This is a genomic window from Sphingomonas sp. ACRSK, from assembly GCF_022346685.1.
GTDB lineage: Bacteria > Pseudomonadota > Alphaproteobacteria > Sphingomonadales > Sphingomonadaceae > Sphingomonas > Sphingomonas molluscorum.
Genome location: NZ_JAKRNR010000013.1, coordinates 14,550 through 40,986 on the forward strand (window position 1 = coordinate 14,550; position 26,437 = coordinate 40,986).

The window sequence follows — 26,437 nt, forward strand, 5'->3', positions numbered from 1 at the left end:
TGACGAAATCTGACCTTCCTGAGATGCAGGGCACATTGCTAATTGAACGCATCACCAACACCGCAGAAGATGGGCGTGAGGCGGCCTGACCGCGCCTGCGCTCTCGTCATCACTTTAATCAGACCGTTCATCGGTTGTGTTAGCGATATCCGGCATGCCATAGACAGCAGCAAGGGCAGCAAGAGCCTAAGAACAATCAAGTGGGGAAGGCGGGGGATGATGGCGCGTATGCACTTGATGCAAACAGCCATGGTCGCGCTCGCCCTGTGCGCTGGTGTCCACGTAAGCGCTCGGCCCGCTGCTTCCCAGTCCTCTCCGTACGAGTGGCGCAACGTCACGGTCGGTGGCGGGGGTTTTGCGCCCGGGATCGTGTTCAGCACCGTCGAGCGCGGGCTCGCTTACCTGCGCACGGACATGGGCGGCGCCTATCGCTGGGATGCGGCCAAGGCGCGCTGGCTGCCGCTGCAGGACGACGAAAGCGAGCCCAGCTACATGGGCATCGAGAGCATCGCTTCCGATCCGGTGGACCCGGACGTCGTCTACATGGCGGCAGGCATGAGCGCCCGGATGCCGGCGGCGATCTTTCGCTCCGCCGATCGCGGCGTCAGTTGGCGCAAGACGGCGGTACCGTTCGCGATGGGGGGCAACGAGGACGGCCGCGGCATGGGCGAACGGCTCGCGATCGATCCGAACGCGCCCGCCACCCTGTTCTTCGGCTCGCGCCACGACGGCCTGTGGCGCAGCGACGATTCGGCGGCGACCTGGCAGAAGGTAGGGAGCTTCCCGCTCCCGGGCCTCGGCAAGCCCGCTCGCCCGCGCACGACCCACGGCGGCCTTTCCTTCGTTCTGTTCGATCGCGCCAAGCGCGGCCGCATCTATGTGGCAAGCGCAGACCCAGGCGCGCAGCACCTGTTCCGATCGGACGACGGCGGGAACGGCTGGCACGCGGTCGCGGGGGGACCGTCCCCTGATCTCCTGCCGGTGAAGGCGGCGATCGGCCGCGATGGCGTCCTCACCATCACCTATTGTGACTATATCGGGCCCAACGGGATCAAGCGCGGCGAAGTCTGGCGGTACGATCCGGCCAAGAAAGCCTGGCACGACGTGACGCCGCTTAAGGGGGCGGCGGCCGTGCCCGGCGGCTACATGGGCGTGGCGGTCGCGGCGAGCGATCCGAACATCATCGCGGTCGCCACGGTGAACCGCTATCAGGGTGGCGATACGGTTTGGCGCTCGGCGGATGCCGGGCGCACGTGGCAGGAACTCTCGGGCACCAGCACGCGCGACGTGTCCGCCACGCCATTCCTCGACTTCGACAAGAAGGCCGACTTCGGTCACTGGATCGCCGGGCTCGCGATCGACCCGTTCGATGCGAACCACGCGGCGTATGTCACCGGCGCGACGATGTACGCGACCAACGGCTTCAACCAAGCCGGCAGCATGCGCTGGGCGCCCTGGACCAGGGGGATCGAGCAGACTGCGGTTATCACCCTCGTCAGCCCCACGGGCGGCGCGCACCTCGTCTCCGGCTTCGGCGATCTCGGTGGTTTTCGCCACGACGACCTCACCCTCTCACCGCCGCGGGTCCACCTCAATCCGTTCCTCACCAACACCAACTCGCTCGATTACGCCGGCAAGGCGCCGGCGGTGCTGGTGCGCAGCGGCAACACGCACAAGCCGGTGGTGCCGGATACCTCGCTCGCGTGGTCGGGCGATGGCGGGACGAACTGGCAGCCGCTGCGCGTTCCGCCAAGCGAAGCCGCCGATGGCGCGCCACCGCCCGAACGCACCGGCAACGCCGCGATCACCGTCTCGGCTGACGGCCGCACCTTCGTGGTGGAGACTAGCCGACCCATCCTGACCCGTGACCGCGGCAAGACATGGCTGGCGGTCCAGGGCCTGCCGGCGCGCGTCCGCGTGACCGCGGACAAGGCCGATCCCCGCCGTTTCTATGCCCTCGATTTCGCCGCGAACCATCTGGTGCGCAGCGACGATGGCGGCGCCACTTTCAAGCCCGCCGCGAGCATCGGTCTTCCCGCCGATCTGTCCGGCGCCCGCGCGATCGGGCGCGAGGCGGCCAACCCGCTGGTCGCGACGCCGGGCCGGGCAGGTGCCTTGTGGCTGCTGGTTGATAGCGACCTCTACCGCTCGACCGACTTCGGCGGGCGTTGGGAACGCGCCACCACCGGCATCGCCATTTCGCGCTACGGCCTCGGCAAGGGTGCGCCTGGCGCCAAATGGCCCGCGCTCTACGCCATCGGCCAGCTCGGGACCACGAAAGGCGTGTTCCGCTCGCTCGACGGCGGGGCGGGGTGGCAACGTATCAACGACGATGCGCATCAATGGGGCCTGCGCCTGCGCATGGTGAGCGGCGACCCGCGGCAGTTCGGCCGGGTCTATTTGGCGACGGACGGACGCGGGATCCTGTACGGCGATCCGAAAGAGGGGGTGAAGTGAACGTTTTCAAACTAGGCACGGCGCTGATCGCGCTCGCGAGTGCCACCAGCGCAGCCGCACAGGCCGGACCGGCCACCGAGTTGCCGCGACTGGAGACCCGCAACGGGCGTCACGCCTTTATTGTCGACGGCGCGCCCTATCTGATGCTCGCGGCGCAGGCCAACAACTCCAGCAACTACCCTGCCATGCTTGCCGAGGTGTGGCCGACGCTCGACCGGATCAACGCCAACACGCTCGAGATCCCCATCGCCTGGCAGCAGGTCGAACCGATCGAGGGGCAGTTCGACCTCTCTTTCCTGCAGGTGCTGCTCGACCAGGCACGCGCGCACGACAAGCGCATCGTTCTGCTCTGGTTCGGCACCTGGAAGAACACCAGCTACGCCTACACCCCGGACTGGGTGAAGCTGAACCCCGGCCGCTTCCCGCGCATGAAGACGCGCGACGGCAAGGATCATGGCGTGCTCAGCGCCCATGGCGAACAGACTTTGGCGCTGGACACCCGCGCCTTCGTCAAGGTCATGGAATATCTGCGGGATCACGACCAGCAAAACACCGTCATTCTGGTCCAGCCACAGAATGAGACGGGCAGCTACCGCAACCCGCGCGACTTCGGTCCCACCGGCAACCGCCTGTTCGCGCAGCAGATCCCTGCCGCACTTGCCCGTAAAACCGGAAAGTCCGGGACCTGGTCGCAGGCTTTCGGCGCCCAGGCGGATCGCGCCTTCAACACCTGGTATGTCGCTTCCTACGTCAATGCGATGGCGGTGGCGGGCAAGAAGGTGAAGCCGCTGCCAATGTACGTGAACGCATCGCTCGCGGGGCCGTCGAACGTGCCCGACCCGGATGGTGTGGCGAGCGGCGGGCCGCAGCAGGACGTGCTCGACATCTGGAAGGCCGCCGCCCCGGCGATCGATTTCCAGGCGCCCGACATCTACGACCGCAAGAGCGAGAACATCGTCCAGTATCTCGACAAGTACGCGCGCCCCGACAATGCGCTGATGGTGCCGGAGATCGGCAACGGGAAGGAGTTCGCCCGCTTCTTCTACCCGACGATCGGCCTCGGCGGGATCGGCTTTGGGCCCTTCGGCATGGACGACACCGGTTACTTCAACTACCCGCTCGGCTCCGACCGGCTCGACAAGGAGACGCTCGACGCCTTCGCCTTGCCGTACAAGGCGGTGGGTTCGATCATGCGCGACTGGGCCCGGATTGCCGCTACCCGCCCGACCTGGGGCGCGGCCAAGCCCGACGACGGCGCCGCTGTTTCCACCGTCCTGGGCGGCTGGAAGATCACCGGCAGTTGGGGCGAGTGGCAGTTCGGCAACAAGGAGTGGACCTGGTTGAAGTCCGAGCCGGCACCCTGGGCCTCGCAGCCGATCGGCGGCCTTGCGGTGGCACAGATGTCCGACACCGAATTCCTGCTGGTGGGCGATCACGTCCGCGTCCGCTTCGAGCCGGAGACGCCTGGCGCCATGGTGCTGCGGATCGAGGAAGGCAGTTTCGCCGAGGGCAAGTGGGTGATGAAGCGGGTGTGGAACGGCGACCAGACCGATTATGGAATCAACCTGATCGACCGGCCGCAGGTATTGAAGATCACGACGGGCCGCCGCGCTGAATGCGCGGCCAGAGGGGATGCAGATAGCTATGATTATGAACAAGGTTTTCGTCTCGGCGCTGTTGGTCGGTAGCGCTATCGCCTCGCCCGCGCTCGCGCAGAGCGGCGCGTTCCAGAAGATCGCCGGCGGCGTCGCGGTGACACCGGCGTCCGGCCCGTCCGCGCGTGTCGAGGTGACGGTGCATGGCGATGGCATCATCCACGTCGTCGCCACGCCGCGCGACATGGCGAGCGGCCCGCTGGTACCCAGCCTGATGGCGCCCAATCCGCCCGCCGCCGGCAAGTTCACGGTGCAGGAGCAGGGGGGCTACGTCACCCTCGCGGCCGCCAAGTCGACGGCGCAGGTCGCGCTCGCGACCGGCGAGGTGCGCTTCCTCGACGCGGCCGGCAACGTGCTGCTGAACGAGGCGGGCGCCACCACCTTCGCCCGCACCACTGCGGACGGCAAGCCGTTCGTCACCGTGTCGCAGCAGTTCAACCGCGGCACCGACGAGGGTGTCTACGGCCTCGGCCAGCACCAGAATGCCTACATGGACAATCTGGGCGAGGACGTCGAACTCGCGCAGCACAACATGGACATCGGCGTGCCGTTCATGGTGTCCACCAAGGGCTACGGCCTGTTGTGGGACAACAACTCCATCACCCGCTTCGGCAATCCCAAGCCCTACCGGTTCGTGGGCGAGGGGATGAAGGTCTCGTCCGGCGGCAAGCCGGGCTGGAAGGCCGAGTATTTCCTGGACGGCAAGCCGGTGGTGACCCGCCAGGAAGCGACGATCAACTACCAGTACATCCGCGACCAGGCGAACTGGCCCGAGGCGGCCAAGGCAAAGACCGAGGCGGCGACCGGCGGGCAGAATACCGCGGGCAACGCGGTGCAGAAGCAGACGGTGATCTGGACCGGCGACGTGATGCCGACCAGCACCGGCACCCACCGCTTCCAGCTCTATGGATCGAGCTATTTCAAGGTCTTCGTCGACGGCAAGGAAGTGCTGAACCGCTGGCGGCAGAACTGGAACCCCTGGTACGCCAATTTCGACGTGCCGATGACCGCCGGCAAGGCCGCCAACGTCCGCATCGAATGGGAGCCCAACGCCGGCTACATGGCGCTGCTGCACAGCGACCCGCTTCCCGCCGAGGACCGCAACTCGATCTGGTTCACCAGCGAAGTGGGGCAGGCCAAGAACTATTGGTTCATCCCCGGCGGCAGCATCGACGGCGCGATCGCCGGCTATCGCCAGCTGACCGGCAAGTCCGAGATGATGCCCAAGTGGGCGTACGGCTTCTGGCAGTCGCGCCAGCGGTACGACACGCAGGACGAGGTGACCGGCGTCGTCGCCAAGTACCGCGAGCTCAAGATCCCGCTCGACAACATCGTGCTCGACTGGCGCTATTGGCGCGACGACGATTGGGGCAGCCATCGCTTCGATGCGACGCGCTTCGCCGATCCGAAGAAGATGATCGACACGGTGCACGCCGACCACGCGCGCTTCATGATCTCGGTCTGGCCGAAATTCTATCCGACCACCGATACCTACAAGGAGCTTGAGGCCGCCGGTGCGGTGTACAAGGGCAACCTGGAGATGGGGAACAAGGACTGGGTCGGCCCCGGCTATGCCAGCACCTTCTACGATCCCTATTCGCCGGAAGGTCGCCGCCTCTTCTGGAAGCAGATCGAGGAACGGCTGGCGAAGCTCGGCACCGACGCCTGGTGGGCGGATGCCAGCGAGCCCGACATGCACTCGAACCTCTCGATCGAAGAGCGCATCAAGACGATGGGGCCGAACGCGATCGGACCGGCGACGCAGTATTTCAACAGCTTCCCGCTGATCAACGCAAAGGCGTTCTACGACGGCTGGACCTCGTTCAAGCCGGACGTGCGCCCGTTCCTGCTCACCCGCTCGGGCTTCGGCGGCTTGCAGCGCTACAGCTCGGCGATCTGGTCGGGCGATATCGCCAGCCGCTGGTACGACCTGAAGGCGCAGATCTCCGCTGGCGTGAACGCCTCCATGTCGGGCATCCCCAACTGGACTCACGACATCGGCGGCTTCGCGCTGGAGGATCGCTACGCCACCAAGACGCCGAAGCCGGCGGATCTCGACGAATGGCGTGAACTCAACCTGCGCTGGTTCCAGTTCGGCGCGTTCAGTCCGCTGTTCCGCAGCCATGGCGAATTTCCGTATCGCGAGATCTACGAGATCAGCCCGGAAGGCTCGCCGATGCGGCAGTCGATGGTCTGGTACGACCAGCTTCGCTACCGCCTGATGCCGTATATCTACACGGTGGGCGCCGACACCTACATGAAGGACGGCAGCATCATGCGGGCGCTCGCAGCCGACTTCCCGCAGGACAAGGTCGCGCGGGATCTCGCCGACGAGTATCTCTTCGGGGACGCGTTCCTGGTCGCGCCCGTCGTCGAATACAAGGCGCGCAGCCGGCAGGTGTATTTCCCCGGCACGGGCATCTGGTACGATTTCTCTTCGGGCCAGACCTATCGCGGCGGGCAGACGGCGACCGTTGCGGCGCCGGCGGAGCGCATGCCGCTGTTCGTCCGTGCCGGTGCGATCGTGCCGATGGGGCCGGTGATGCAATATACTGATCAGGATCGCAGCGCACCGCTGACGATCACGGTGTATACGGGCGCCGACGGCAGCTTCTCGCTCTACGAGGACGACGGCACCAGCACCGCCTACAAGCAAGGCGCGTTCAGCCGCATCCCGATCCGCTACGACGAGCGCACCGGCGCGGTGACGCTCGGCGCACGCGAAGGGAAGGGCTGGACCGGTATGCCCGCCAGCCGCGCGATCCGCATTCGGTGGGTGAGCGAAGGCAAGCCGGTGACCGATGCCGACGCGTATGACGCGCAGGTGACGTATACCGGCCGCGCCCTTACGATCCCGCGGAAGTAACCCGGCAACCCAATCCTCCCCATCTTTGATGGGGAGGGGACCGCCGCCATAGGCGGTGGTGGAGGGGCAGAGCCACGAGCGCCACGCCGCGGCCTCCCCTCCAACATGCTACGCTAGGTTCCCCTCCTCAGCAGAACTGGGGAGGAGCGGAATGTCCACAAGTGGGTGGAAAGCGGAACGTCGGCTAATCTCTTCGAAAACAGAGAATGCAGACGGGTATCGGAGATAGCGCTAGCAGCGCGAACACGATGAATCCGCCGACGTCACCTCCGAGATCAAATCCAAAAAACGCGAACCTAAACACTACCATCGCGGCGATAACGAGAGTGTATCCGACCGCTGCGGCCCGAGCCGTGATGTCTGCCTTGCTGGTCACTCGACCAAAGATACCGCATTGCTGAACAACCGCAATTAGGGGCCGCATTCCGACCAGTGAATGTCAGGATCTGGGCGGAAGCCGCCATGTCGTTATCCCGCGCAGGCGGAGAGCTATAAGCTCCGGACGTCGTGATGGAGGCGAACGTTGAGCATATGGATTTCTGCCTCCGCGGTGGGGCGGGTGGGATTGCCGCTGCACTCAAACTTCCCTTTGTGGAAGGACTCGCGCCACCTCAAACCAATCCGAAACCCTCCAGCTTGACCACCGGTACGAACCCGTCGCCCCGCGGCACAGTGAGCGCCAGCCCGTCCGCCCGCTGCGTAACCTCGACGCGCCCACCGCCCAGCAGCGTTGCCCGCGCAACCCGTCCGTTCCACCGCCCGCGTCCGAGCGCCGCAATCGTTACCGGCCGCGTCGGTCGCTTCAGGAACAGCACGTACAGCGCACCCTTGTTCACCGTGAACCGCACGTCCCGCTCGTCGAAGCCCTTGAACGCGCCTTCGTTCTGCATGCCTGCGCTAAGCCGCGTCGGGCCTTCGCCATACACGCGCCATGGCCGCGAGCCGAAGATCGCCTCGCCGTTCACCGCCATCCAGCCGGCGAGATCGTCGAGGATCCGCTCCTCCTCCGCGTCGATGCTGCCGTCCCCGCGCTGCGGCACGGAAAGCAGCAGGTTGCCGTTCTTCGACACGACGTCGGCCAGCCGCTGCACCACGTCCTCGGCGCTCTTGTAGCTTTTGTCGGTGAAGCGGCTGCGGTTGTAGAACCAGTCCCCGATGCACGTGTCGGTCTGCCACGGCTCGTCCCACAACCGGTCGGAAAAGCCGCGCTCGACATCCTGCACCACGCCGAACCGGGCATAGGGCTTCAACTGCTTGGCGGTGAGCACCACGTCGATGTTGCCGTGCCACTCGATCGAGCGGTTGTAGTAGTGCGCCGCCGCCTCGAGCCCGGTCTGGCCGAACGGCAGCTCGTAATTGTCGAAATAGCACAGGTCCGGGCGATACTTCTCGATCAGCTCCTGCTGGCGCAGCAGCCATTGCCGCACGAAGCGGCGGTCGTGCGGGGGTGCCGTCTCGATCCACTGGCCGTCGTGCTGGTCGTGCCAGGCGTTCATCGCAGCGATGCTGTCGATCCCGTCGGGTGCCACCATATGGCGCCCGGTGTAGAGCTCCTGCGGGTCCAGCCCGTCCCACCATTGCCCGCGGCCGTCGGCCTTGGTCAGCCGGTACGCGTCATAGCGCTCGCCCTTGCGCGGGCCGACCGGATCATAGCCATAGGCCGGCTGGTACCAGTGCCATGCGTGCGAGATGTGGTTTGAGACGCCGAAGCGCAGCCCGGCCCGCCGCGCCGCACGTTCCCAGATGCCGACCACGTCGCGCTTCGGCCCGATCGCGGTCGCATTCCACGCGTGGTGGCTGCTGTCGAAACAGTCCAGGTTGTCGTGATGGCAGGCGAGCGACACGAAATACTTGGCCCCCGCCCGGACGAAGCGCTGCATCAGCGCCTCCGGCTCCCAAGCTGCGGCGGTCCAGCGCGGGAACAGGTCCTTCATCCCGAACTCGGCCGGATGGCCATAGGTCTTGCGGTGGAAGTCGGCCATCGGATGGCCCTGCATGTACAGGAACCGCCCGTACCAATCGCCCTGCTCGGGTACCGCCTGCGGCCCCCAGTGCGACCAGATGCCGAACTTCGCGTCGCGGAACCACTCGGGGTACCGGTAATGCTGCACCAGCGACGGCCAGTTCGGTTGCACCCGCTCGCCCCGCGCGGCGATCAGGGCAGGGGCCGCCAACGCGGCAGCGATCACGGTACGCCGCGATGGTCCTTCGGTCACTTCGTCCTCCCCCGCCTCGAGAGCGCCGGCAAGGACCGGCGTTCCGCAAGATCGTTCACCGCGGCACGCCGTCGCCTGAGTAATGCGCCGGGACTGCTCCGCCGTTCCTGTTCCTGGCGTATGGACGCGCGATGGACAAGGCGATAGCGCTATCAAGATGCTGCTGCACCGCAGGCGCGTGTTCTCAGCGGTCGTCTGGCGGCGGCTTCTTGCCGCGTCGGTTGTCGCGAGGCAGCACGAAAAGGGGAGGGGCATGAGGATCATCGGAACGGCTATCGCAGCCGCAGCGACGCTTTCGACACCGGTGGCGGCGGCGCAGGAGACCGCGGTGCCGCGGATCGTCACCCGGGACGGCCGCCACGCGTTGATCGTCGACGGCGCACCCTTTCTGATCCTTGGCGCGCAGGTGAACAACTCCAGTGCGTGGCCTTTCGCGATGGCGAAGGTCTGGCCGACCATGGAAGCGCTGCACGTCAACACGGTAGAGGTTCCGATCGCCTGGGAGCAGGTCGAGGCCAAGGAGGGGGTGTTCGACTTCTCCTATCTCGATCTGTTGCTGGCACAGGCACGCGAGCGGAACCTGCGCCTCGTCCTGCTGTGGTTCGGTACGTGGAAGAACACCAACCCCCAGTATACGCCGGCTTGGGTGAAGCTGGACAACAAGCGCTTCCCCCGGATGCGCGCGCCGGACGGCACCAACCACTATGCCCTGTCGCCGTTCGGGCGCGAGACGCTCGCCGCCGATCGCCGTGCCTTTTCCGCCTTCATCCGCCACCTGAAAGAAGCCGATGCGCAGAATACGGTGGTGATGGTGCAGGTGCAGAACGAGCCCGGCTCCTATGGCCTGCCGCGCGACCACTCGCCCGAAGCGGACGCCGCCTTCGCCGGACCCGTGCCCGCCGCATTGCTGCGCCAGATGAAGAAGCGGCCGGGTGACTGGGCCACGGTGTTCGGCCGCGATGCCGAGCTGTATTTCCACGCTTGGCACGTCGCGCGCTATATCGATCAGGTCGCGGCGGCAGGCAAGGCGGTCAAGCCGATCCCCATGTATGTCAACGCCGCGCTTCCCGGCGATCCGTTCACCTACCAGGAGCCGAAAAGCTACGCGAGCGGCGGACCGGCCAACACCGTGATCGACGTGTACAAGGCCGCGGCCCCGCACCTGGATGCGCTGGCGCCCGACATCTACAACCCCGATCACAAAGCCTATCGGGGGTTCCTCGATGCCTATGACCGGCCGGACAATCCGCTGTTCGTGCCGGAGACCGGCCACGCCAAGGAGTATGCCCGATACTTCTTCGAGGCGGTCGGGCGGGGCGCGATTGGCTGGGCGCCGTTCGGCGTGGACGGCAACCGGTATCTCTCCACGCTGCCGCTGACGGCCAAGCTGAACGACGAGGCCATCGCGCCGTTCGCGGCGCATTTTGCCCTGTTCCGCCCCATTGCGCGGTTGTGGGCAAGGCTCGCTTTGGACGGCAAGACCTGGGGTGCGGCGGAACCCAATGACCCGGCCGACGAGCACAAGCAGGTGATGCAGCTCGGCAAATATGTCGCCACCGCCACCTTCGGTCGCCCCGACTTTGGCATGGCACCGCCCAAGGGCAATCCCGATCCTTCCGGCGGCGTCGCGATCGCCGAACTCGCGTCGAACGAATATCTGGTCACGGGCTTTCGTGCGCGGGTCGACTTTGATCTGGCGGACAAGCGCGCCGCCAATCTGATCTACGACCGCATCGAGCAAGGCCATTATGACGAGCATGGCCGATGGGTATTCGAGCGCGTGTGGAACGGCGATCAGGCGGATTGGGGGCTGAACTTCACCGCCGCTCCGCAATTGCTGCGGGTGAAGCTTGCCAGCTATCCGAAGCGATAGTGCGGCAGGCAAAGAGGGGATGGCGACGCGTTCGTCGTTGACGGCGATCGCGCCGGTCATGCCGTCCGCCTAGACCGAACGACGTTCAAGCTCCGCGGTCTGGCGGTGCCAGCGAATACCGCCCGGAGCACGTCCCGTTGCCCCCGGCGGGGCGCTTACTCGATGCTGCAGGCCGGATTGGCGACAGTGCTCGCCAGCGGTGAGACACGTCGAAGCTACATTAAAAGCAGCATCTAGGGATTTCGTCCACGCGCGATATCGCGGGTAAAACGTATACCATCCGTTTTGGTGCAGTCTCGTCGACCCTATTCCGATCGCAGAGCGGACGTTCCATTGTCCTAAACGGTTAACTTATTTCAGCCCGGTGTAGCTGAGGTTTCGAAGTCCCGTTCACGCGCCTGACGCCTCGACCGATATTGACATATTCTTGCCGCCTGCGAGCATCGTCGAAAACAGGGAGACGGATGATGATTCAGGGAGGCCCCACTGCAGCTCGGCAATAGCCTGATGGCGGCCCGCATCCGCGGAAAGGATTGGTCATCGACCGAATTGGGGCCGCGGCCGCAGTGGCCACTGGAACTTACCACGACGCTGGGCCTGATCCTCGACTCTGCCTTTCCGCAAAGCCTGCTCTGGGGCGACGACTTCGTCACCTTCTTCAACGACGCCTACACGGTCATCTTGGGCAAGAAGCCCGATGCACTAGGGCGCCCCTATCGGGAAATCTGGGCGGAGGCCTGGGACGAGGTCAGCGGGATTGTCAACGCAGCGATGCGCGGTGAGGCGAGCTTTCACGAGAACCTGCCGCTGGAGCTAGATCGGGGCAGCGGCCCACAAAAGGACTGGTGGACCTTCTCCGTTTCGCCGGTGCGCTATGCCAACGATGAGGTGGGCGGCGTTCTCGTCACCGCGTGGGAGACGACCAAGCTCGTCCTAGCAGAGCGCGAAGCCGTGCATCAGGCGAAGGAACTCGAGCGGTTCAGCGCCCTTGTTCCCGAAATGCTCTGGGTAACGCGGGTTCCGAACCACGTTGCGTGGGCGAACCAGCGGATGATCGACTTCCTCGGCGTCGATCCGACGACCATCGGAGACGATTGGCCGTCCATCGTCCACCAGGACGACGTCCAGGCGATCCGCCTGCGCTTCGAAAAGGCGCTCTCCCGGCGCACGACCTTCGAAAGCCGTCACCGGCTGCGGCGGAACGACGGCCAGTATCGCTGGGTGCTGGTGCGGTCCGAACCCGTGCTGGACGCAGATGGCGAGATCGAGGGCTGGTACAGTGCCGCGACCGATGTGCACGATTGGCATCTCGCCATGGAGTCGATCCACTCCAAGGAAGAGTTGTTCGAAACCTTCGCACATTCCAGCCACAAGGTGCTCTGGATCGTCGATCTCGAAACCCAGCAGATCGACTATCTCGCCGGCGACACCACGCATCTTTGGGGAGAACAGACGGCTTCACAGCTCCGGAGCTGGAGCGATTGGCTGGGGACGGTCCATCCCGACGACCGGGACCGGCAGATCGATTTCCTGCCGCGCCTGCAGGCAGGGGAGCTGATCTGCGAGGAATATCGCGTCGTCGGCGGCGACGGGCAGATCCGCAAGATACGGGAAACGCTGTTTGCGGTACCCGATCGGGAAGGCGGCATCCGCAGCGTCGGAGGCATCGCCGAGCGCATCGATGCGCAAGACCATCAGCAGATCTATCTGGTCGGCCTGGAGCCGGGTGAGGAGGCGCGCCTGGCTGGCCGTTTCTGGCGGCGCGGCTACAAGCCTCGCACGTTCGAGACGATCGAGCAGTTCGTGAAGATCGCCACTGCTCTTCAGGCGGGCTGCATCTTGTTCAGCGTTCCCAGCGCTCCCAACAGCCTGGGGCGGATACTGGGCGCCTTGGGGAACCGCCGTCGGTCGTTCCGGATCATCGCCCTCACGCCCGAGCACGGCAATGCTCAGGAGGTCCGCTCCCTGATGAAGATGGGCGCGTTCGATGTGCTGCCCGGAACCGGGGGCGGGGAGGAGCAACTCCTGCGGGCGGTGCGGGAGGCGCTTCACGCCGTGACCGAGCGGGAGGAAGCCAGCGCTCCCGGCGCACAGTCCGCCCGCGAGCGGCTCGCTGCATTGTCGCCGCGCGAGCGAGAGGTACTCAGCCGGCTGCTCACCGGGTTGAGCAGCAAGCTGATCGCCAAGGAACTCGGGCTCAGCCCCCGCACCATCGAGGTGCATCGGGCCAACATCAAGGACAAGCTGCAGGTGGGGACCATGTCCGAGGCGATGGCGCTGGCCGCTTCGGCCGGCCTGGCCTGAGCGGCCAGGCAGGTGAAACTGGTTTCCAGAAAGTAAATGCCGGCGTGCGGTTCTACGTAGTCACTTAGGGGCTTGGTCCAATAGGATCGGCCTTTTCCCTCAAATACATAGATGTCCGGAGACGCGACTTTCCCGAACGCAAGTTCGGGCAAGACAGGGCGTCGTCTCCGCAGGCGGCGTGAGCCGTCGAAGGACGTGGCCGGAGACCGTCGGATGGCGAGACTTCCGGGACCAAGAGGGAGATGATGCGCCGTGAGCCCACAGACGAGTGACAATGTCGCTGCCGATGCCACCCCTGCTGGCACGACCAACTTCACTCCGGGAACGACGGACGTCGTAAAGCTCCCCTATACGCCCGCCGAGGTCACGGGCTTCGCGCGCGAGGGCGACGCGCTGGTGGTCCGCCTGCAGGACGGAGGCGCCGCGCGGGTCGAGAATTTCTACACGCCGGGCGCGGATAGCACGCCCAAGGACCTGCTGCTGCAGGGCAGCGACGGCCGCGTTTGGCTCGCGCGCGCGCCGGTAGGCAGCACCGAATTCAGCTTCATCGAAGTCGCCGCAGGCGACCAGTTGGTCGGCGGCGCGGTCGGTGCCGGCGCGGCCAGCGGCCTCGGCGCCTTCGCCGGCCCGCTCGCGGGCATCGCTGCCGGTTTCGCAGGCGGCCTGGTCGGCGGCGCGATCACGGGCGACGAGTCCGAGGACTCCGATGCGGATGCGGACGCTGACGCCGACGCTGATGCGGACGCTGATGCGGACGCCGACGCCGACGCCGACGCCGACGCAGACGCAGACGCAGACGCTGACGCTGACGCCGACGCGGATGCGGACGCCGATGCGGACGCTGATGCGGACGCCGACGCTGATGCCGACGCTGACGCCGATGCGGACGCTGATGCCGACGCGGACGCGGACGCTGATGCCGACGCGGACGCTGATGCTGATGCTGATGCGGACGCCGACGCTGATGCCGACGCCGACGCCGATGCGGATGCGGACGCGGACGCTGATGCGGATGCTGATGCGGATGCGGATGCGGATGCGGATGCTGATGCTGATGCTGATGCTGATGCTGATGCTGATGCTGATGCGGATGCGGACGCCGACGCCGACGCCGACGCCGACGCTGATGCTGACGCCGACGCGGATGCTGATGCTGACGCGGATGCGGACGCCGACGCCGATGCCGACGCCGACGTCGTCGCTTACGACGACATCGTCACGGCGGAGATCGACATCGCGGCGGCCGTTACGACGCGTACCGCTTCCGACAGCACATCCGTGCTGCTGAACGTGGGCACCTTCTCCGATACCTTCGTGTTCGAGGTGCCGTCAGGTGCGGTGACCGATGCGACCTTCGAGATTACGGTCGGCGGCCTGGCCGGGGTGCTGCCCAACGCGACGGCGGTGCTGGAAGTGCAGACGGATGCCGGTTGGGTGCGGATTGGGGACGCCTCGCAAGGCGGGCTGCTCGATCTGCTTACCGTTGCAGGACGCGGCTTCACCGTCACTGCCGACGATCTGCAGGCCGGCAACTACCGCCTCACCTATGGGGGCGGCGGTACGCTGGGCGTGGGCACCACGATCAATCTCCAGGCGGGTCTGGAGGACACCAGCCTGACGAACTTCGAGGTCGTGTCCGCTCTGGCGATCACCGGCAACGTGTTCGACGCGTCGGAAGCCGGACCTGCGGACGAGCGCGGCCCGAACGACGGAGCAGTGCTGCAGGTGCTCGACGAGGGCGTCTATGTCTCCGTCACGGAACCCACGGAGGTCACGGGTGAATTCGGGACGCTGGTGATCAATCCCGACGGCAGCTTCACCTATACGCCGAATGCGGACGTGGAGGCGAGTGCCATCGGCCAGGTCGACAGCTTCAGCTACCAGCTGCTCGGGCCGGACGGTCCGTCACAAGCGACGCTGAATGTCCGCCTCGACAGCCCGGACGCGGACATCATCTGGGACGCGACGGACTTCGAAGCGCCCGGCACGGCGGTGGTGGCAGTCGGTGACACGGCCGAGGCCGGCATCGTGCTGGGGCCGCGGGTCGGTGATCCCCAAACGGTTTCCGACGCGATCGAAATCACCGGGCTCATCACGTTGGGGAGGGTATCCGACACGTACCGGTTCGACGTCGCACCCAACACGACCGAGGACTTCACCCTCGACGTGGTCTCGAATTCGGGTGCGAGCCTGCTCGGTGCGACGACCTTCGTGCTTCAGCGCCTGGACGGCACGCAGTGGGTGGACGTGCGGAGTGCGACCGGCGGTTCGCCGATCGAGTTGCTCGGCCTCACCGGCGGCGGCATCCGGGCGGAAGCCGAGGACCTCGGGCCCGGGAACTACCGGGTACGCGTGTCGGTCGATGGCCTGGGCCTGGGGACGAACGTCACGGGCACTGCCACGCGCGTGACGACCTATCCGGGCGAGTTGGAGGCCACGGGCGTCGTGGCGACGAGCGGCAATGTGCTCACCGGAGACGAAGGCGCGGGCAGCGATGTGCTGGGGTCGCAGAACACCATCCTGCGGATCGAGCGGGCCGAGGGCGACTTCGTGGCACCGGGATACGGCGGCCAGCGTGTCGTCGGCGACCACGGCGTGCTGCTCATCGAGGCAGACGGGGATTTCACCTACACCCCGCTCGTGGATGATGCCGGCATCGACCAGACCGACCGGTTCACTTATCAGCTCGTGCATCCCAACGGCGAGACGATCACGGCCGAACTGGTGATCACGATCGGGGAGGCCACGGGCGGAGTACTGGTGGCGGACACTGTCCAGCCGGACGAAGTCGCGCTGCTGGACCTGGATGTCGAGGTGACGGCGCTGGATGGGCTCGCCGCGCTGTCCCTTTCCACCGACGAGGGGCACGAAGCCAGGCTACCGTTGGACCCGGCAGGAATGCCGCTTCCGGCGGAGGATCCGGCCATGCAGGATGCCACCCTGCCGGCGCTCGACGGGGACACCGTCGTCCTGGCCGGGTTGGACCACCTGGATGGCTATGCTGAGGGCGCGGACGCGCAGCCGGTGCTCGTCGGCCCGGATGCGGACGGGATCACCCTGCCGGCGTTCGAGGACGTGTTGGAGGTCGAGCCTGTGGCGGATCAGGAGACCGGCCCGTCGGCAACTCCGGACGCTGCGGACGGTCCTCATGTCGAGACGGAAGTGGCCGTCGAGATAGAACCCGTCATCCTGGTCGAGAGCCCCTTGCACGATCCGTGGGCGAATGCCGCGTCTCACGTCTGATCAAGGGGCATCGCAGGTAAGCAATCCCCGCCGCCGACAGCCATCGCGCTGCCGGCGGTGGCTTGCCGCGGCAGTTGGCTTCGCGATGATCGGGGGCGGGACGTTCCCTTTGGCCTACGCGCAAGAGGGAGTGCCCGCGTCTGGTATCGGACCACCGGCACCCCCGGGGTTCGAGCCGCTGGGCGCGCTCTCGCTGGAGATGGCCGTCCGCCGCGCAGTCGAATGGAACCCCTCGATCGAGGAGGCGGTGGCGAGGATCGGCGCAGACGAGGCGGAGGTTCGCGTCGCACGTGCGGGCTATTACCCGACGATCCGTGGCGGCGTCGGCACGCAGTACGACAACCGCTTGCGCAACACGGCCTGGCTTCCGCGCCCGCAGATCTCCGTCTCCCAGATGATCGTCGACTTCGGGAAGGTCTCCAGCGACGTGGCGGCGGCGCGTGCGGGGGTGGACATCAGCCGCGCTCAGATGTTGCTGGCAGTGGACAGCCTGGTTCGCGATACCGCCCAGGTGGTCGTCGAGATCCAGCGGCATGAGGCGCTGCTCGCGGTCGCGGACGCCCAGCTCGAAAGCGTGCTGGCTATCAACACGCTGGTACAGCACCGGACCCGCAACGGCGCCAGCACCCGGTCGGACGCGGTACAGGCGGAGGCGCGGGTGGAGGCCGCCCGCGTCTCCGTGCTGGAGATCCGCGGCCAGCTGGAACGGTGGCGTGGCGTTCTCAGCTACCTGATCGGCAGCAAAGCACCCGTCACGGCCGTCCGGTCCGAGGCGCCCGCTTGGCTCGACCAGATGTGCGAGGGGCCCGACCCAAACTGGACCCAGGTGCCGACCATCCAGGAGGCGAGTGCGCGCCGGGAAGAAGCGACCGCGCGCCTGCGCCGCAGTCGTGCCGACGCCCTGCCGACGCTGTCGCTGGACGCAGGCGCTGCCGCGGACCTGCGCGACCCGATCTCATCCTCGAGCAACTATAATTTCGGGCTCTCGCTCTCCAGCAGCTTGTTCCAGGGAGGTGCTTCCAAGGCGCGACGGGCAGGCGCGGAGCAATCGCTGCGGGCCGCCACCGCCGCCGTGGAGGCCAGCAACCTCGCCGTCGAGCGTGCTTTGGCGGAGGCACGCCAACAGATCCCCAGTCTTCGCCAGCGGCGGGCTTCGCTGGGGATCCGCGAAGCGATGATGCGCGAGACCGGCAAACTCTACCGCCTGCAGTATCTGGAGATGGGGACACGCACGCTGATCGACCTGCTCAACGCCGAGCAGGAACTCCACCAGGTGCTGTTCGATGGCGTGAATGCGCAACATGACCTGCGGCGGCTCGGGCTCGACTGCATGTTCAACAAGGGCCAGTCGCGCGATCGCTTCGCGCTGAACGGCATGCGGGTCCGCGGAGTGACCTTATGAAGTACGAGCCGATCCATGGCGTCGCGTCGGAGGACGTCGTAGAGGCAGCCGCCGCGCAGGAGATGACGGATCGCTGGGTGGCTGCCTTGCGGCAGGTCGCGACGCAGTTCCGGCTTCCGCAGTCGATGCAGTCGGCACGCCTCTTCTCCGCATGGGATGGGGCAACCGAGCCGCGCGACCGGATCGTGAACCTGGCCGCCCGCATGGGCCTGCGGGTGAAGTTCGAGGGGCCGCGGCTGCTGGGAGGGGAGCTGTCCCCCTGGCGCTTGCCGATGATCGTCCAGCTTCGGAACGGGCAAGTGGGCGTGTTGACCAGCGCGGGCGAGGGAGGCGAAGCGAGTGTCCTGCTGGATGGCCTGGACGAACCTCCGGTCACAGTGCGGCTTGCCGAGCTCCGGGAGGCTGCGGAACTGGTGGTGCTGGCACGCCCGGCACGCGGCATGTCGGACGCCCGGATCGACGCCTATGTCGAACCGTTCGAACCCAAGTGGTTGTGGAAGTCGGCCTTCCAGGAGCGCCGTGCCTATGTGCCGGTGCTTGCGGCGTCGCTGCTGGTACATCTCCTGGGTCTGACCGGGGTCCTGTTCTCCATGCAGGTCTACGATCGCGTCGTTCCCGCGGAGTCGTTCCCGACCCTCTACGTTCTCTTCGCCGGGGTGCTCCTAGCGATCGGCTTCGATTTCGTGCTGCGGCAGCTGCGTACCGGCGTCATCGACCTGCTGGGGAAGCGGGCGGATCTGCGCATCTCGGACCGGGTGTTCGGGCACGCCCTGCGGGTCCGCAACAGCGCGCGGCCGGTGTCGACCGGAAGCTTCACGGCGCAACTGCGCGACCTGGATCAGGTACGCGAGTTGATGACCTCCACGACCGTGGCGGCTATCGCGGACCTGCCGTTCTTCTTCCTGTTCCTGGTGATCTTCTGGTTCATCGGCGGCACGCTGGTGCTGGTGCCGCTCGTCGCGCTCGTGTTGCTGGTGGTTCCCGCCGTGCTCGCCCAGCCGAAGCTTCGCGCCTATGCGGTCGAGGCTGCTCGCGAAGCTTCGCTCCGCAGCGGCATGCTGGTGGAGGTGGTTCAGGGCCTGGAGGACATGAAGACCCTTCAGGCGGAGGAGCGCTTCCAGCAGCACTGGAACCACCTCAACGCGGTCACGGGAGAGGCGCAGCTGCGGCTGCGGGGTCTGACTGCCCGCCTCGTATCCTGGACGCAAACCGTCCAGACGGGCGTCTATGCGGCAGTCATTTTCTTCGGCGCGCCACTGGTCATGGCGGGAGACCTTACGACGGGGGCGCTGGTGGGCGCTTCGATGCTCGGTTCCCGGATGATGACGCCGCTTGCGCAGGTGACTCAGGTGCTCAGCCGCCTTCAGCAGGCGCGGACCAGCATCGCGGGCCTCAACCGGGTCATGGCGCTGCCCGTCGATCACCCGGACCGTGAGTCCCGCGTGCACCTGCCCCATATCGCCGGCGATCTGACGGTGCGGGATGCAGTGTTCCGGTACGGCGACCCGCAGTCTCCGGCCGCCCTGACCGTCAGCCGGCTCCAGATCGCGGCTGGCGAGAAGATCGCGATCCTCGGGCGCAACGGCGCCGGTAAATCGACGCTCCTTCAGGCGCTGTCGGGTCTCCTGGAGCCCGTCTCGGGGGAAGTGCTGATCGACGACGTGGCGCTCGGCCAAGTGGATCCCGCGGACGTGCGGCGCGACATCAGCCTGTTGTCGCAGCGCGCGCGGCTGTTCCACGGCACCATTCGCGACAACCTGCTCATGGGTGCGCCCCACGCCACCGACGAGGATATCCGCTCGGTGCTGGCGATCGTGGGGGCCGACGAGTTCGTCCGGCGCCTGCCGCGAGGGCTGGAGCATCCGATCTTCGAGGGCGGGTCCGGCCTCTCCGGCGGGCAGGTCCAGGCACTGCTGCTCGCACGCCTGCTGATCCGCGATCCTCGCGTCATCCTGTTGGACGAACCCACCGCATCGATGGACGACGCGGCGGAGCGGAACTTCATCGCGCGTTTCCGGGAATGGAGTGCGATACGAACGGTGGTGATCGCCACGCACCGTACGCGGGCGCTCGAACTGGTCGATCGGCTGATCGTGGTGGAAGGCGGCCGCATTGTCGCTGACGGTCCTCGCGACGAGGTGCTGGAGCGGCTTCGCACGCCGCGGGCGCCGGCGAAGGTGGTGCCGGCGCGAAAGGATCGGATCTGATGGCGACGAGCGCCGACGTCCTGAATGGCGCCTGGGTGTTCGGCGATGCCGATGGTGCGCGGCTTGGCCGCGCGACCCGACTGATCTGGGTGATTGTCGCGTGCATGGCCGCACTCTTCGCCTGGGCGTATTTCGCACGGCTGGACGAGGTGGCGACCGGGGCAGGGCGGGTGGTACCCTCCACGCGCGAGCAGGTGATCCAGTCTCTGGAGGGGGGCATCCTCGCAAAGCTGCTGGTGAAGCAGGACGATATCGTTCAGCCTGGCCAGATCCTCGCGCAGCTCGACCCGACCCAGAGTGCCTCCACCTTCGAGGAAAGTGCTGCCAAGTACCGCGCTGCGCTTGCCAGCGTCGCACGGCTGGAAGCGGAGGTCGGACAGACTGCTCCCATTTTTCCGGCGGAGCTCGATCCCTATCCCGAGCTCAAGGCCAAGGAACTGCGCCTGTACCAGGCCCGGCGGAGCAGCCTGGACAAGTCGCTCGCGTGGCTCCGCCGCTCCATCGCGCTGCTGACGAACGAGGTGCAGATCGGGCAGCGCCTGATCGCGGTAGGCGCGGCCAGCAATGTCGAGGTGCTGCGGCTGCAGCGGCAGCTTGCCGACCTGGAACTGAAGCAGGCCGACCTCACCTCCGAGTATATCGTCCAGGCCCGGGAAGAGCTGGCCAAGGCGAACGCGGAAGTGGCGACGCTGTCGCCGGTGGTGAAGGGGCGTGCGGACACGCTTGCCCGCCTGACGCTGCGCTCGCCGGTGCGCGGCATCGTCAAGAACATCGAGGTGTCGACCATCGGCGGCGTCATTCCGCCCAACGGCCGGTTGATGGACATCGTGCCGCTGGACGACAAGCTCCTGGTGGAGGCGCGCATCTCGCCGCGCGACATCGCCTTCATCCATCCGAACCAACCCGCCAGCGTCAAGATCACCGCCTATGATTATGCGATCTACGGCGGGTTGAAGGGGAAGGTCGCGACCATCTCGCCCGACACCATCAAGGACGAAGCAAAGCCCGACGTCGAATATTACCGCGTGCTGATTCGCACTGACAGTGACGCCCTGGTCAACAAGGCCGGTCGTCGCTTCCCGATCGTGCCAGGGATGGTCGCGACCGCCGACATCCACACCGGCAGCAAGACGGTGTTCCAGTATCTGGTGAAGCCGTTCAACCGGGGGCGGGAGGCGTTGCGGGAGCGGTGAGCGTGCTCGGGCATTGGTTGGGGGCGGCGAGCCTGTTCCTGTCGCCTCAACTGGAGACCCCGATGCCGCCGCGGCTGATGCCCAACGAAGCCCAACGCCCCGCAGCCCTGCGCGTGCCGCGCGGTCGCCAGACCTTCGACGCGCGCGAGGCGCTGAACGGGTCCACCAGCAGCAGGCGGCGCTGCACCGACGTGCCCGACGCCTATTGGGTCTCGGTCCGCGGCGGCGGTGCGTGCATCCGCACCTATCCGGCCGGCAACCCGCGCGCCGGCGGCACGATGCTGGTGTACCTGCCGGGTGACGTGCTGCTGCGCGGACGCGGCGGCGTCCGATTGATCTCGGGGAGCTATGCGCGGCGCTCTCCGGCCGACATTCGGCAGGAAATGGCCGGCTGGTCTCGCGACGGCGGCACGCCCGCGATCTTCCTCGCGCGGCCGGGCCTCTACGGATCGTCGGGCAATCATGGCGCAAGGCGGCGGTTGGACGAGGTGCGGTTGATCGACGGTGCGCTCGACCGGATCAAGGCGCGGTACCGGGTGTCGCGCTTCATCCTTGCGGGGCATTCCGGGGGCGGGCACCTGGTTGCGGCGCTGCTCGACCGGCGGCGCGACATCGCGGGCGCGTTCATCAGCTCGGGGCTGGTTTCGGCGGCAGAGGTGATGCGGGCCTACCAGAAACGGCGCGGACCCGACGGCGGCCCGGTCGAGGACCCGGCCGCGGTCTATGACCCGATTGCCCATGTCGGCGGGATCCCGAAGCCGGGGCCCGACATCTTCGTCCTGTCGGATCCCGGCGACCGGGTCGTGCCATTCCTCAGCCAACGCCACTATGTGAAGCGGCTGCGCAGCGCCGGGCTGCACCCCACCCACATCCTGCTGCGGGGTGAGGGACGCACCCGGCACCTGCTCGCCGAGCCGCTGAAGGCGGGCGCAGCACTCTACGCGCGGGGAGAGGACGCGGCCGCGATCAGCGCGGCGTTGCGCGCAATGGCGCCGCTGCCGCCCGTGCCGGAGGAAGTGCAGAACTGAGCAGCGCGCGCGCGGCTGCGTCGCGGGCACCGCGGGTGGGTGCGCCCAGCACGGCCGCGATCCAGCGCCTGCCATCGCGGTCAGTCACCGACAGCAGCAGGTGATGGGCACGCGCGCCGATACTACCCGTGCGCAGCCCGTCGACGCCCGCCACCGTGCCGATCAGCCGGTTGGTGTTGGGGTAGGTTGCCCCCTTCCACGCGAACCACGGCTTGGCCGAGAGCGCATGGACGGCGGGCGCGTGGGTGAGCACATGGGCACCCAGCCGGATCGCATCGCCACCGGTAATCGCCTGGCCCAGGCCGAGGCCGCTGGGCGAGGCGAAGCGGCTCGCCGTCATTCCGATCGCCCGCGCTCGCGCGTTCATTTCGGCGGTGAACGCCTCGGCCGATCCGCTATGCCACTCCGCCAGGGCGTGCGCCGCTTCGTTCGCCCCGACGATCGCGGTTGCGGCCATCAGCTCGCCGAGCGTCACGCGCTCCCCCGCCTCGAACCGCCAGCGGCTGTCCACCCTCGCAGCATTGGGTGAGACGAAGATCGGCGCGTCCTCCGCGAGGCCGAGTTCGCGGCGGCGTTCGTCGACGAGGCAGAGAGTGAGCAGCTTTGCCAGTGCCGCGGGGTGGTGCGCCGCATCGGCGTGTTCGGAGACGACCATGCGCTCGGCTTCCAGATCGTAGAGCAGCAGGCTCTGCGGCGGGGCTGTCTGCGGTGCCGGCGCCCGCAGCAGTGGGGTGGGGGGAGCGCTGCTCGCAGCCGCCTTGAGCCAAGCGACCAGCTCGTGAATGCGGCGGCTGTTCGATCCCTTGAACAGCACCACGTCGCCGTCCCGAAGCTCCGCACGGACCGCAGCGCGAAGCGCCTCCAGGCTTTCCGCGTGCACGCCACGCTGCCCGCCCGGAAGCGCCTCCCAGAAGCCGTTCCACAAGGCGCCGACCGCATGCACGCGCGCGATCCGTGGGTCGACGGCGTTGGCGAGCTGGCGATGGAGCGGTTCCTCGGCCTCGCCGAGTTCGGCCATCTCCCCCAACACCGCCATGCGCCGCATGCCCGGACGCTGGGCGAGATCGGCCAGCGCGGCGGCCATGGAGGCGGGATTGGCGTTGTACGCATCATCGATCAGCGTCACCCGCTTGCCGTCGATCACCAGTGGCAGCGTCTCGCCGCGGCCGGGGAGCGACCGGAAGCTCGCGAGTGCTTCGATCGCCGGTTCGATCGGCTGGCCCAGTGCCGCCACCGCGCCCAGGGCCGCCAGCGCGTTGAACGCCATGTGCTCGCCCGACGCGCCCAGCGTGAAGCGCACCCGACGGCCGAATACCTCGGCTTCGACCTCCCGCGTTACCCCGTCATAGGAGAGCAGGCGCAGCTCGCATTCGTCCGACCGGCCATAGTGGATCACCCGCAGGCGACGCGCCTGGGCGGCGGCATGTACGATATCCCACTGGTCCATGTCGCGGTTGAGGATGGCGATACCGCCGGGCGCCATGCCGAGGAAGATGGCGCTCTTGGTGCGGGCGATGTCCGCCACGCTGCTGCCGTTGGTCAGATGCGCGGGCGCGATGTTGGTGAAGATCGCAACGTCCGGCCGCGCCAGCCGCGCGCTGTGCGCCATGCGCCCGACCGCGAGCTCCAGCACGACGTGCTTGGCGTCGGCCGGAACCGAGGCGAGGTTCCAGGCGACGCCATGCGGCAGATTGGCGTTGTGGGCGCTGCGCCCGACCGTGCCGAACGGCTCCAGCGCATGGGCGAGCATTGCCACCGCCGTCGTTTTGCCCGCGCTTCCGGTGACGGCGAGCACGGGGACCGACAGTCGCTGGCGCGCCGCGCGCCCCAGTTCCAGGATGGCATTGCCCGTGTCGGCGACGCGCAGCACCGGCATGTGGGGCGGGAAGGCGCCTGGGTCCGCATCGGTGACGATTGCGGCCAGCGGCGGCGACAGGCTGGCAAGCGCGGCCGGGCGGATCCCGCGGCCGGTGTCCCTTGAGCGGACCACCGCCAGCTGGCCGGGGCGGTAGGTCGGCGGATGGATGCAGACGCCGCGTGCAGACCAGCCGGCGGGCGGCTGCACCTCCCAGCTGCCTCCGGTCGCCGCGACCAAGCGATCGGCGTCCCACAGGTCCGCCGGACCTGAGGGCGCTGCGAGCGGACGCAGCGGCCGACCCTGCGTCCGATAGTGGTGATAGGCGACCAGGCCGGAGAGATAATGCTCGACGTCGTCGATCCGCACCCGGAAGCCCTGGTGGCGGATGAAGAAGCTCCCGACGATGCGGTCCGGCCGGGCGAAGTCCATCGCCAGCTCCGGCCAGAAATGCCCGTTCAGCAGGTGCCGCGCACGCGCCTCCAGCGCCTCGTTGAAGCGCGCAATATCCACTTCGGCGAGCAGATGGCGATGCTCCGGAAGCTCGGCGATGCGCGACAGCATCGCATGCGCCGCCATCATCAGTTCGAGCAGCGTGGGGAAGGTGGTGATCCGGTCCCGAACGAAGTCGAGGTAGCCGGCGACGTTGCGGATGCCGAATTGGAAATAGCGGGCTTCCGGCCGCACCAGCGTCAGCTGGTTGGTGCAATAGCCGAGCCAGTGATCGTGGTGCCGCCAATGCTCGGCCGCGATGAAGTGGTCGTAGGCGCGCTCCACCACCGCCAGCCAGCGCGGGTCGCCGGTCAGCTGGTGAAGGCGCATCAGCGCAAATGCGGCCTCGCCCTCATAGTAGATCGTGCGGAACGGCTGGACGACCTTCAGGTCGGGATAATGCAGCACATGCGCGAAGGCACCGGTCGCGGGGTCCTGCATCGAGCGGATGCCGAGCCCCAACTGCTCCATCAGCGCCAGATGGTCGCGGCAGCCGGTCGCCTGCGCATGGCGGGCCAGTGCCAGGATCGTGACGGCGCTGCCGCCCAGCTTGATCTCGTCGCCCACGTCCACCAGGAACGCGGCCTCGCTTCCATCGCCAAGCGGCGCCGGGCGGACCAGCTCGCGCACCAGATAGTCCAGCGCACGCTCGATCGCCGCGGCGAGCTGCGGATCGCGCAGCATCTCCCAGGCCTCGATCATCGAGTAGGTGGAACTGGCATGGCGCAGCGCGTTATAGGCGTCTATCTTTCGGTCGAAGCAGGGATGATAGCCGTAGACGAAGCGGCCATCCTCACCGACCTGTCGCGCAAGGTGGCCGGCGCCGCTGCGGACCAGTGCCGCCACGTCCTCCGGCGTCAGCGGGTCGAGCTGTCGCCGGCCGCGTTCGAGGCCGCTGTCGTGCAGGACGACGCAGGTGCCGTCCGCGTCGGCGAATACCGCCTGGGTCGTGAACACGAACAACGGCTGATCGTCCGCAAAGTCGATCTGGGTCGCAGGCCCGTATTTGCGGCGCGCGTAGATGGTGAAGTTGCCCTCGTTCACCACCGCATGGGCGATGGCGTTGCCGCCATAGAGCATGGCGTTGGCGTTGAGTTCCTGCTCCAGGAAGGCACGTTCGAACTCCGCGTCGAGCGCGATGCCATAACGGAAATAGTTGCGCTTGGTCTGGCGCAGGCTGGCCTTCAGCTTTGCCCAGCTGGTGGGTTCGACCTGGTCGACCCTCTCCACGCGCAGCCAGCGGGGAGGATCTCCCGCGGTAGACGTCTCGATCTCTGCGGCCAGCCGGTTCCACGCCGTTTCCAGGCTCTCGCCGCGCGCGGTCAGGACCCGCGCTCTGCTGCCTCCCGAGCTGAAAGCGCCGAAGAGCGTGACCGTCGGGGGCAAACCCTGGGCTGGCGTCCTCGTGCTCATGAGCCTGAAGAGGCTCGCCATCATTTCCGCGCTCGACATGCCAACATCCTGCAATCCAAAAGGGAATTTGGCGAGCGCAGGTTTACGCAATGCTAAGACGGCGCCGTGCGCCATCGCGGCGAGTTGCATCGCAGGCGCGGCATCCTACGTTGATCCCAGAAGCTTCGCGGGCGGTCCTCCGAAGATCCTGCACTCGGTAGGCACCAGCTCGGCTGCGCCCGACCGGGCCAATC

General features: G+C 67.1%; 12 protein-coding genes. 10 read left to right on the top strand and 2 right to left on the bottom strand.

Annotation, left to right across the window (positions count from 1 at the left end; translation table 11 throughout):
* The first annotated feature begins 369 nt into the window (after positions 1 to 369).
* The 3 genes from MHZ35_RS08935 to MHZ35_RS08945 are packed head-to-tail and all read left to right on the top strand — an operon-like array spanning position 370 to position 6,978.
* The gene (locus tag MHZ35_RS08935) at positions 370 to 2,457 is read left to right on the top strand and encodes a hypothetical protein (RefSeq protein WP_239435282.1); all 2,088 of its coding nucleotides are present in this window, start codon (positions 370 to 372) and stop codon (positions 2,455 to 2,457) included.
* Positions 2,343 to 4,145, top strand: a complete 1,803-nt coding sequence (locus tag MHZ35_RS08940) for a DUF5597 domain-containing protein (RefSeq protein ID WP_446741035.1) — start codon at positions 2,343 to 2,345, stop codon at positions 4,143 to 4,145. The genes MHZ35_RS08935 and MHZ35_RS08940 overlap by 115 nt, the downstream gene beginning before the upstream one ends.
* Entirely contained in the window at positions 4,108 to 6,978 is a 2,871-nt protein-coding gene (locus MHZ35_RS08945; protein WP_239435284.1) for a TIM-barrel domain-containing protein, read from the top strand. Before MHZ35_RS08940 ends, MHZ35_RS08945 begins: the two co-directional genes overlap by 38 nt.
* 611 nt (positions 6,979 to 7,589) lie before the next feature.
* Here MHZ35_RS08945 and MHZ35_RS08950 read toward each other — a convergent pair.
* Positions 7,590 to 9,194, bottom strand: a complete 1,605-nt coding sequence (locus MHZ35_RS08950) for an alpha-L-fucosidase (RefSeq protein WP_446741036.1) — start codon at positions 9,192 to 9,194, stop codon at positions 7,590 to 7,592.
* A gap of 253 nt (positions 9,195 to 9,447) precedes the next feature.
* Here MHZ35_RS08950 and MHZ35_RS08955 point away from each other — a divergent pair, with 253 nt between their 5' ends.
* The 7 genes from MHZ35_RS08955 (at position 9,448) to MHZ35_RS08985 (ending at position 22,444) form a co-directional block, all read left to right on the top strand.
* On the top strand, positions 9,448 to 11,067 hold the full coding sequence (locus MHZ35_RS08955; RefSeq protein ID WP_239435285.1) for a DUF5597 domain-containing protein: 1,620 nt from the start codon (positions 9,448 to 9,450) through the stop codon (positions 11,065 to 11,067).
* A gap of 507 nt (positions 11,068 to 11,574) precedes the next feature.
* Positions 11,575 to 13,371: a PAS domain-containing protein gene (locus MHZ35_RS08960; RefSeq protein WP_239435286.1), complete on the top strand. Its 1,797-nt coding sequence runs from the start codon at positions 11,575 to 11,577 to the stop codon at positions 13,369 to 13,371.
* A gap of 252 nt (positions 13,372 to 13,623) precedes the next feature.
* The gene (locus MHZ35_RS08965; protein WP_239435287.1) at positions 13,624 to 16,614 is read left to right on the top strand and encodes a BapA/Bap/LapF family large adhesin; all 2,991 of its coding nucleotides are present in this window, start codon (positions 13,624 to 13,626) and stop codon (positions 16,612 to 16,614) included.
* 130 nt (positions 16,615 to 16,744) lie between these two features.
* Positions 16,745 to 18,016, top strand: coding sequence for a TolC family protein (locus tag MHZ35_RS08970; protein WP_239435288.1), 1,272 nt, complete (start codon positions 16,745 to 16,747; stop codon positions 18,014 to 18,016).
* Positions 18,013 to 20,223 (top strand): type I secretion system permease/ATPase, encoded by a 2,211-nt coding sequence (locus MHZ35_RS08975; RefSeq protein ID WP_239435289.1) that lies wholly within the window; start codon positions 18,013 to 18,015, stop codon positions 20,221 to 20,223. Before MHZ35_RS08970 ends, MHZ35_RS08975 begins: the two co-directional genes overlap by 4 nt.
* Positions 20,223 to 21,416 (top strand): HlyD family efflux transporter periplasmic adaptor subunit, encoded by a 1,194-nt coding sequence (locus MHZ35_RS08980; RefSeq protein ID WP_132883608.1) that lies wholly within the window; start codon positions 20,223 to 20,225, stop codon positions 21,414 to 21,416. The genes MHZ35_RS08975 and MHZ35_RS08980 overlap by 1 nt, the downstream gene beginning before the upstream one ends.
* Entirely contained in the window at positions 21,413 to 22,444 is a 1,032-nt protein-coding gene (locus MHZ35_RS08985; RefSeq protein WP_239435290.1) for an alpha/beta hydrolase family protein, read from the top strand. Before MHZ35_RS08980 ends, MHZ35_RS08985 begins: the two co-directional genes overlap by 4 nt.
* On the opposite strand, the gene MHZ35_RS08990 is transcribed toward MHZ35_RS08985, so the two are convergent.
* Entirely contained in the window at positions 22,383 to 26,204 is a 3,822-nt protein-coding gene (locus MHZ35_RS08990) for a Mur ligase family protein (RefSeq protein WP_239435291.1), read from the bottom strand. The genes MHZ35_RS08985 and MHZ35_RS08990 overlap by 62 nt on opposite strands.
* Between the last annotated feature and the right edge of the window lie 233 nt (positions 26,205 to 26,437).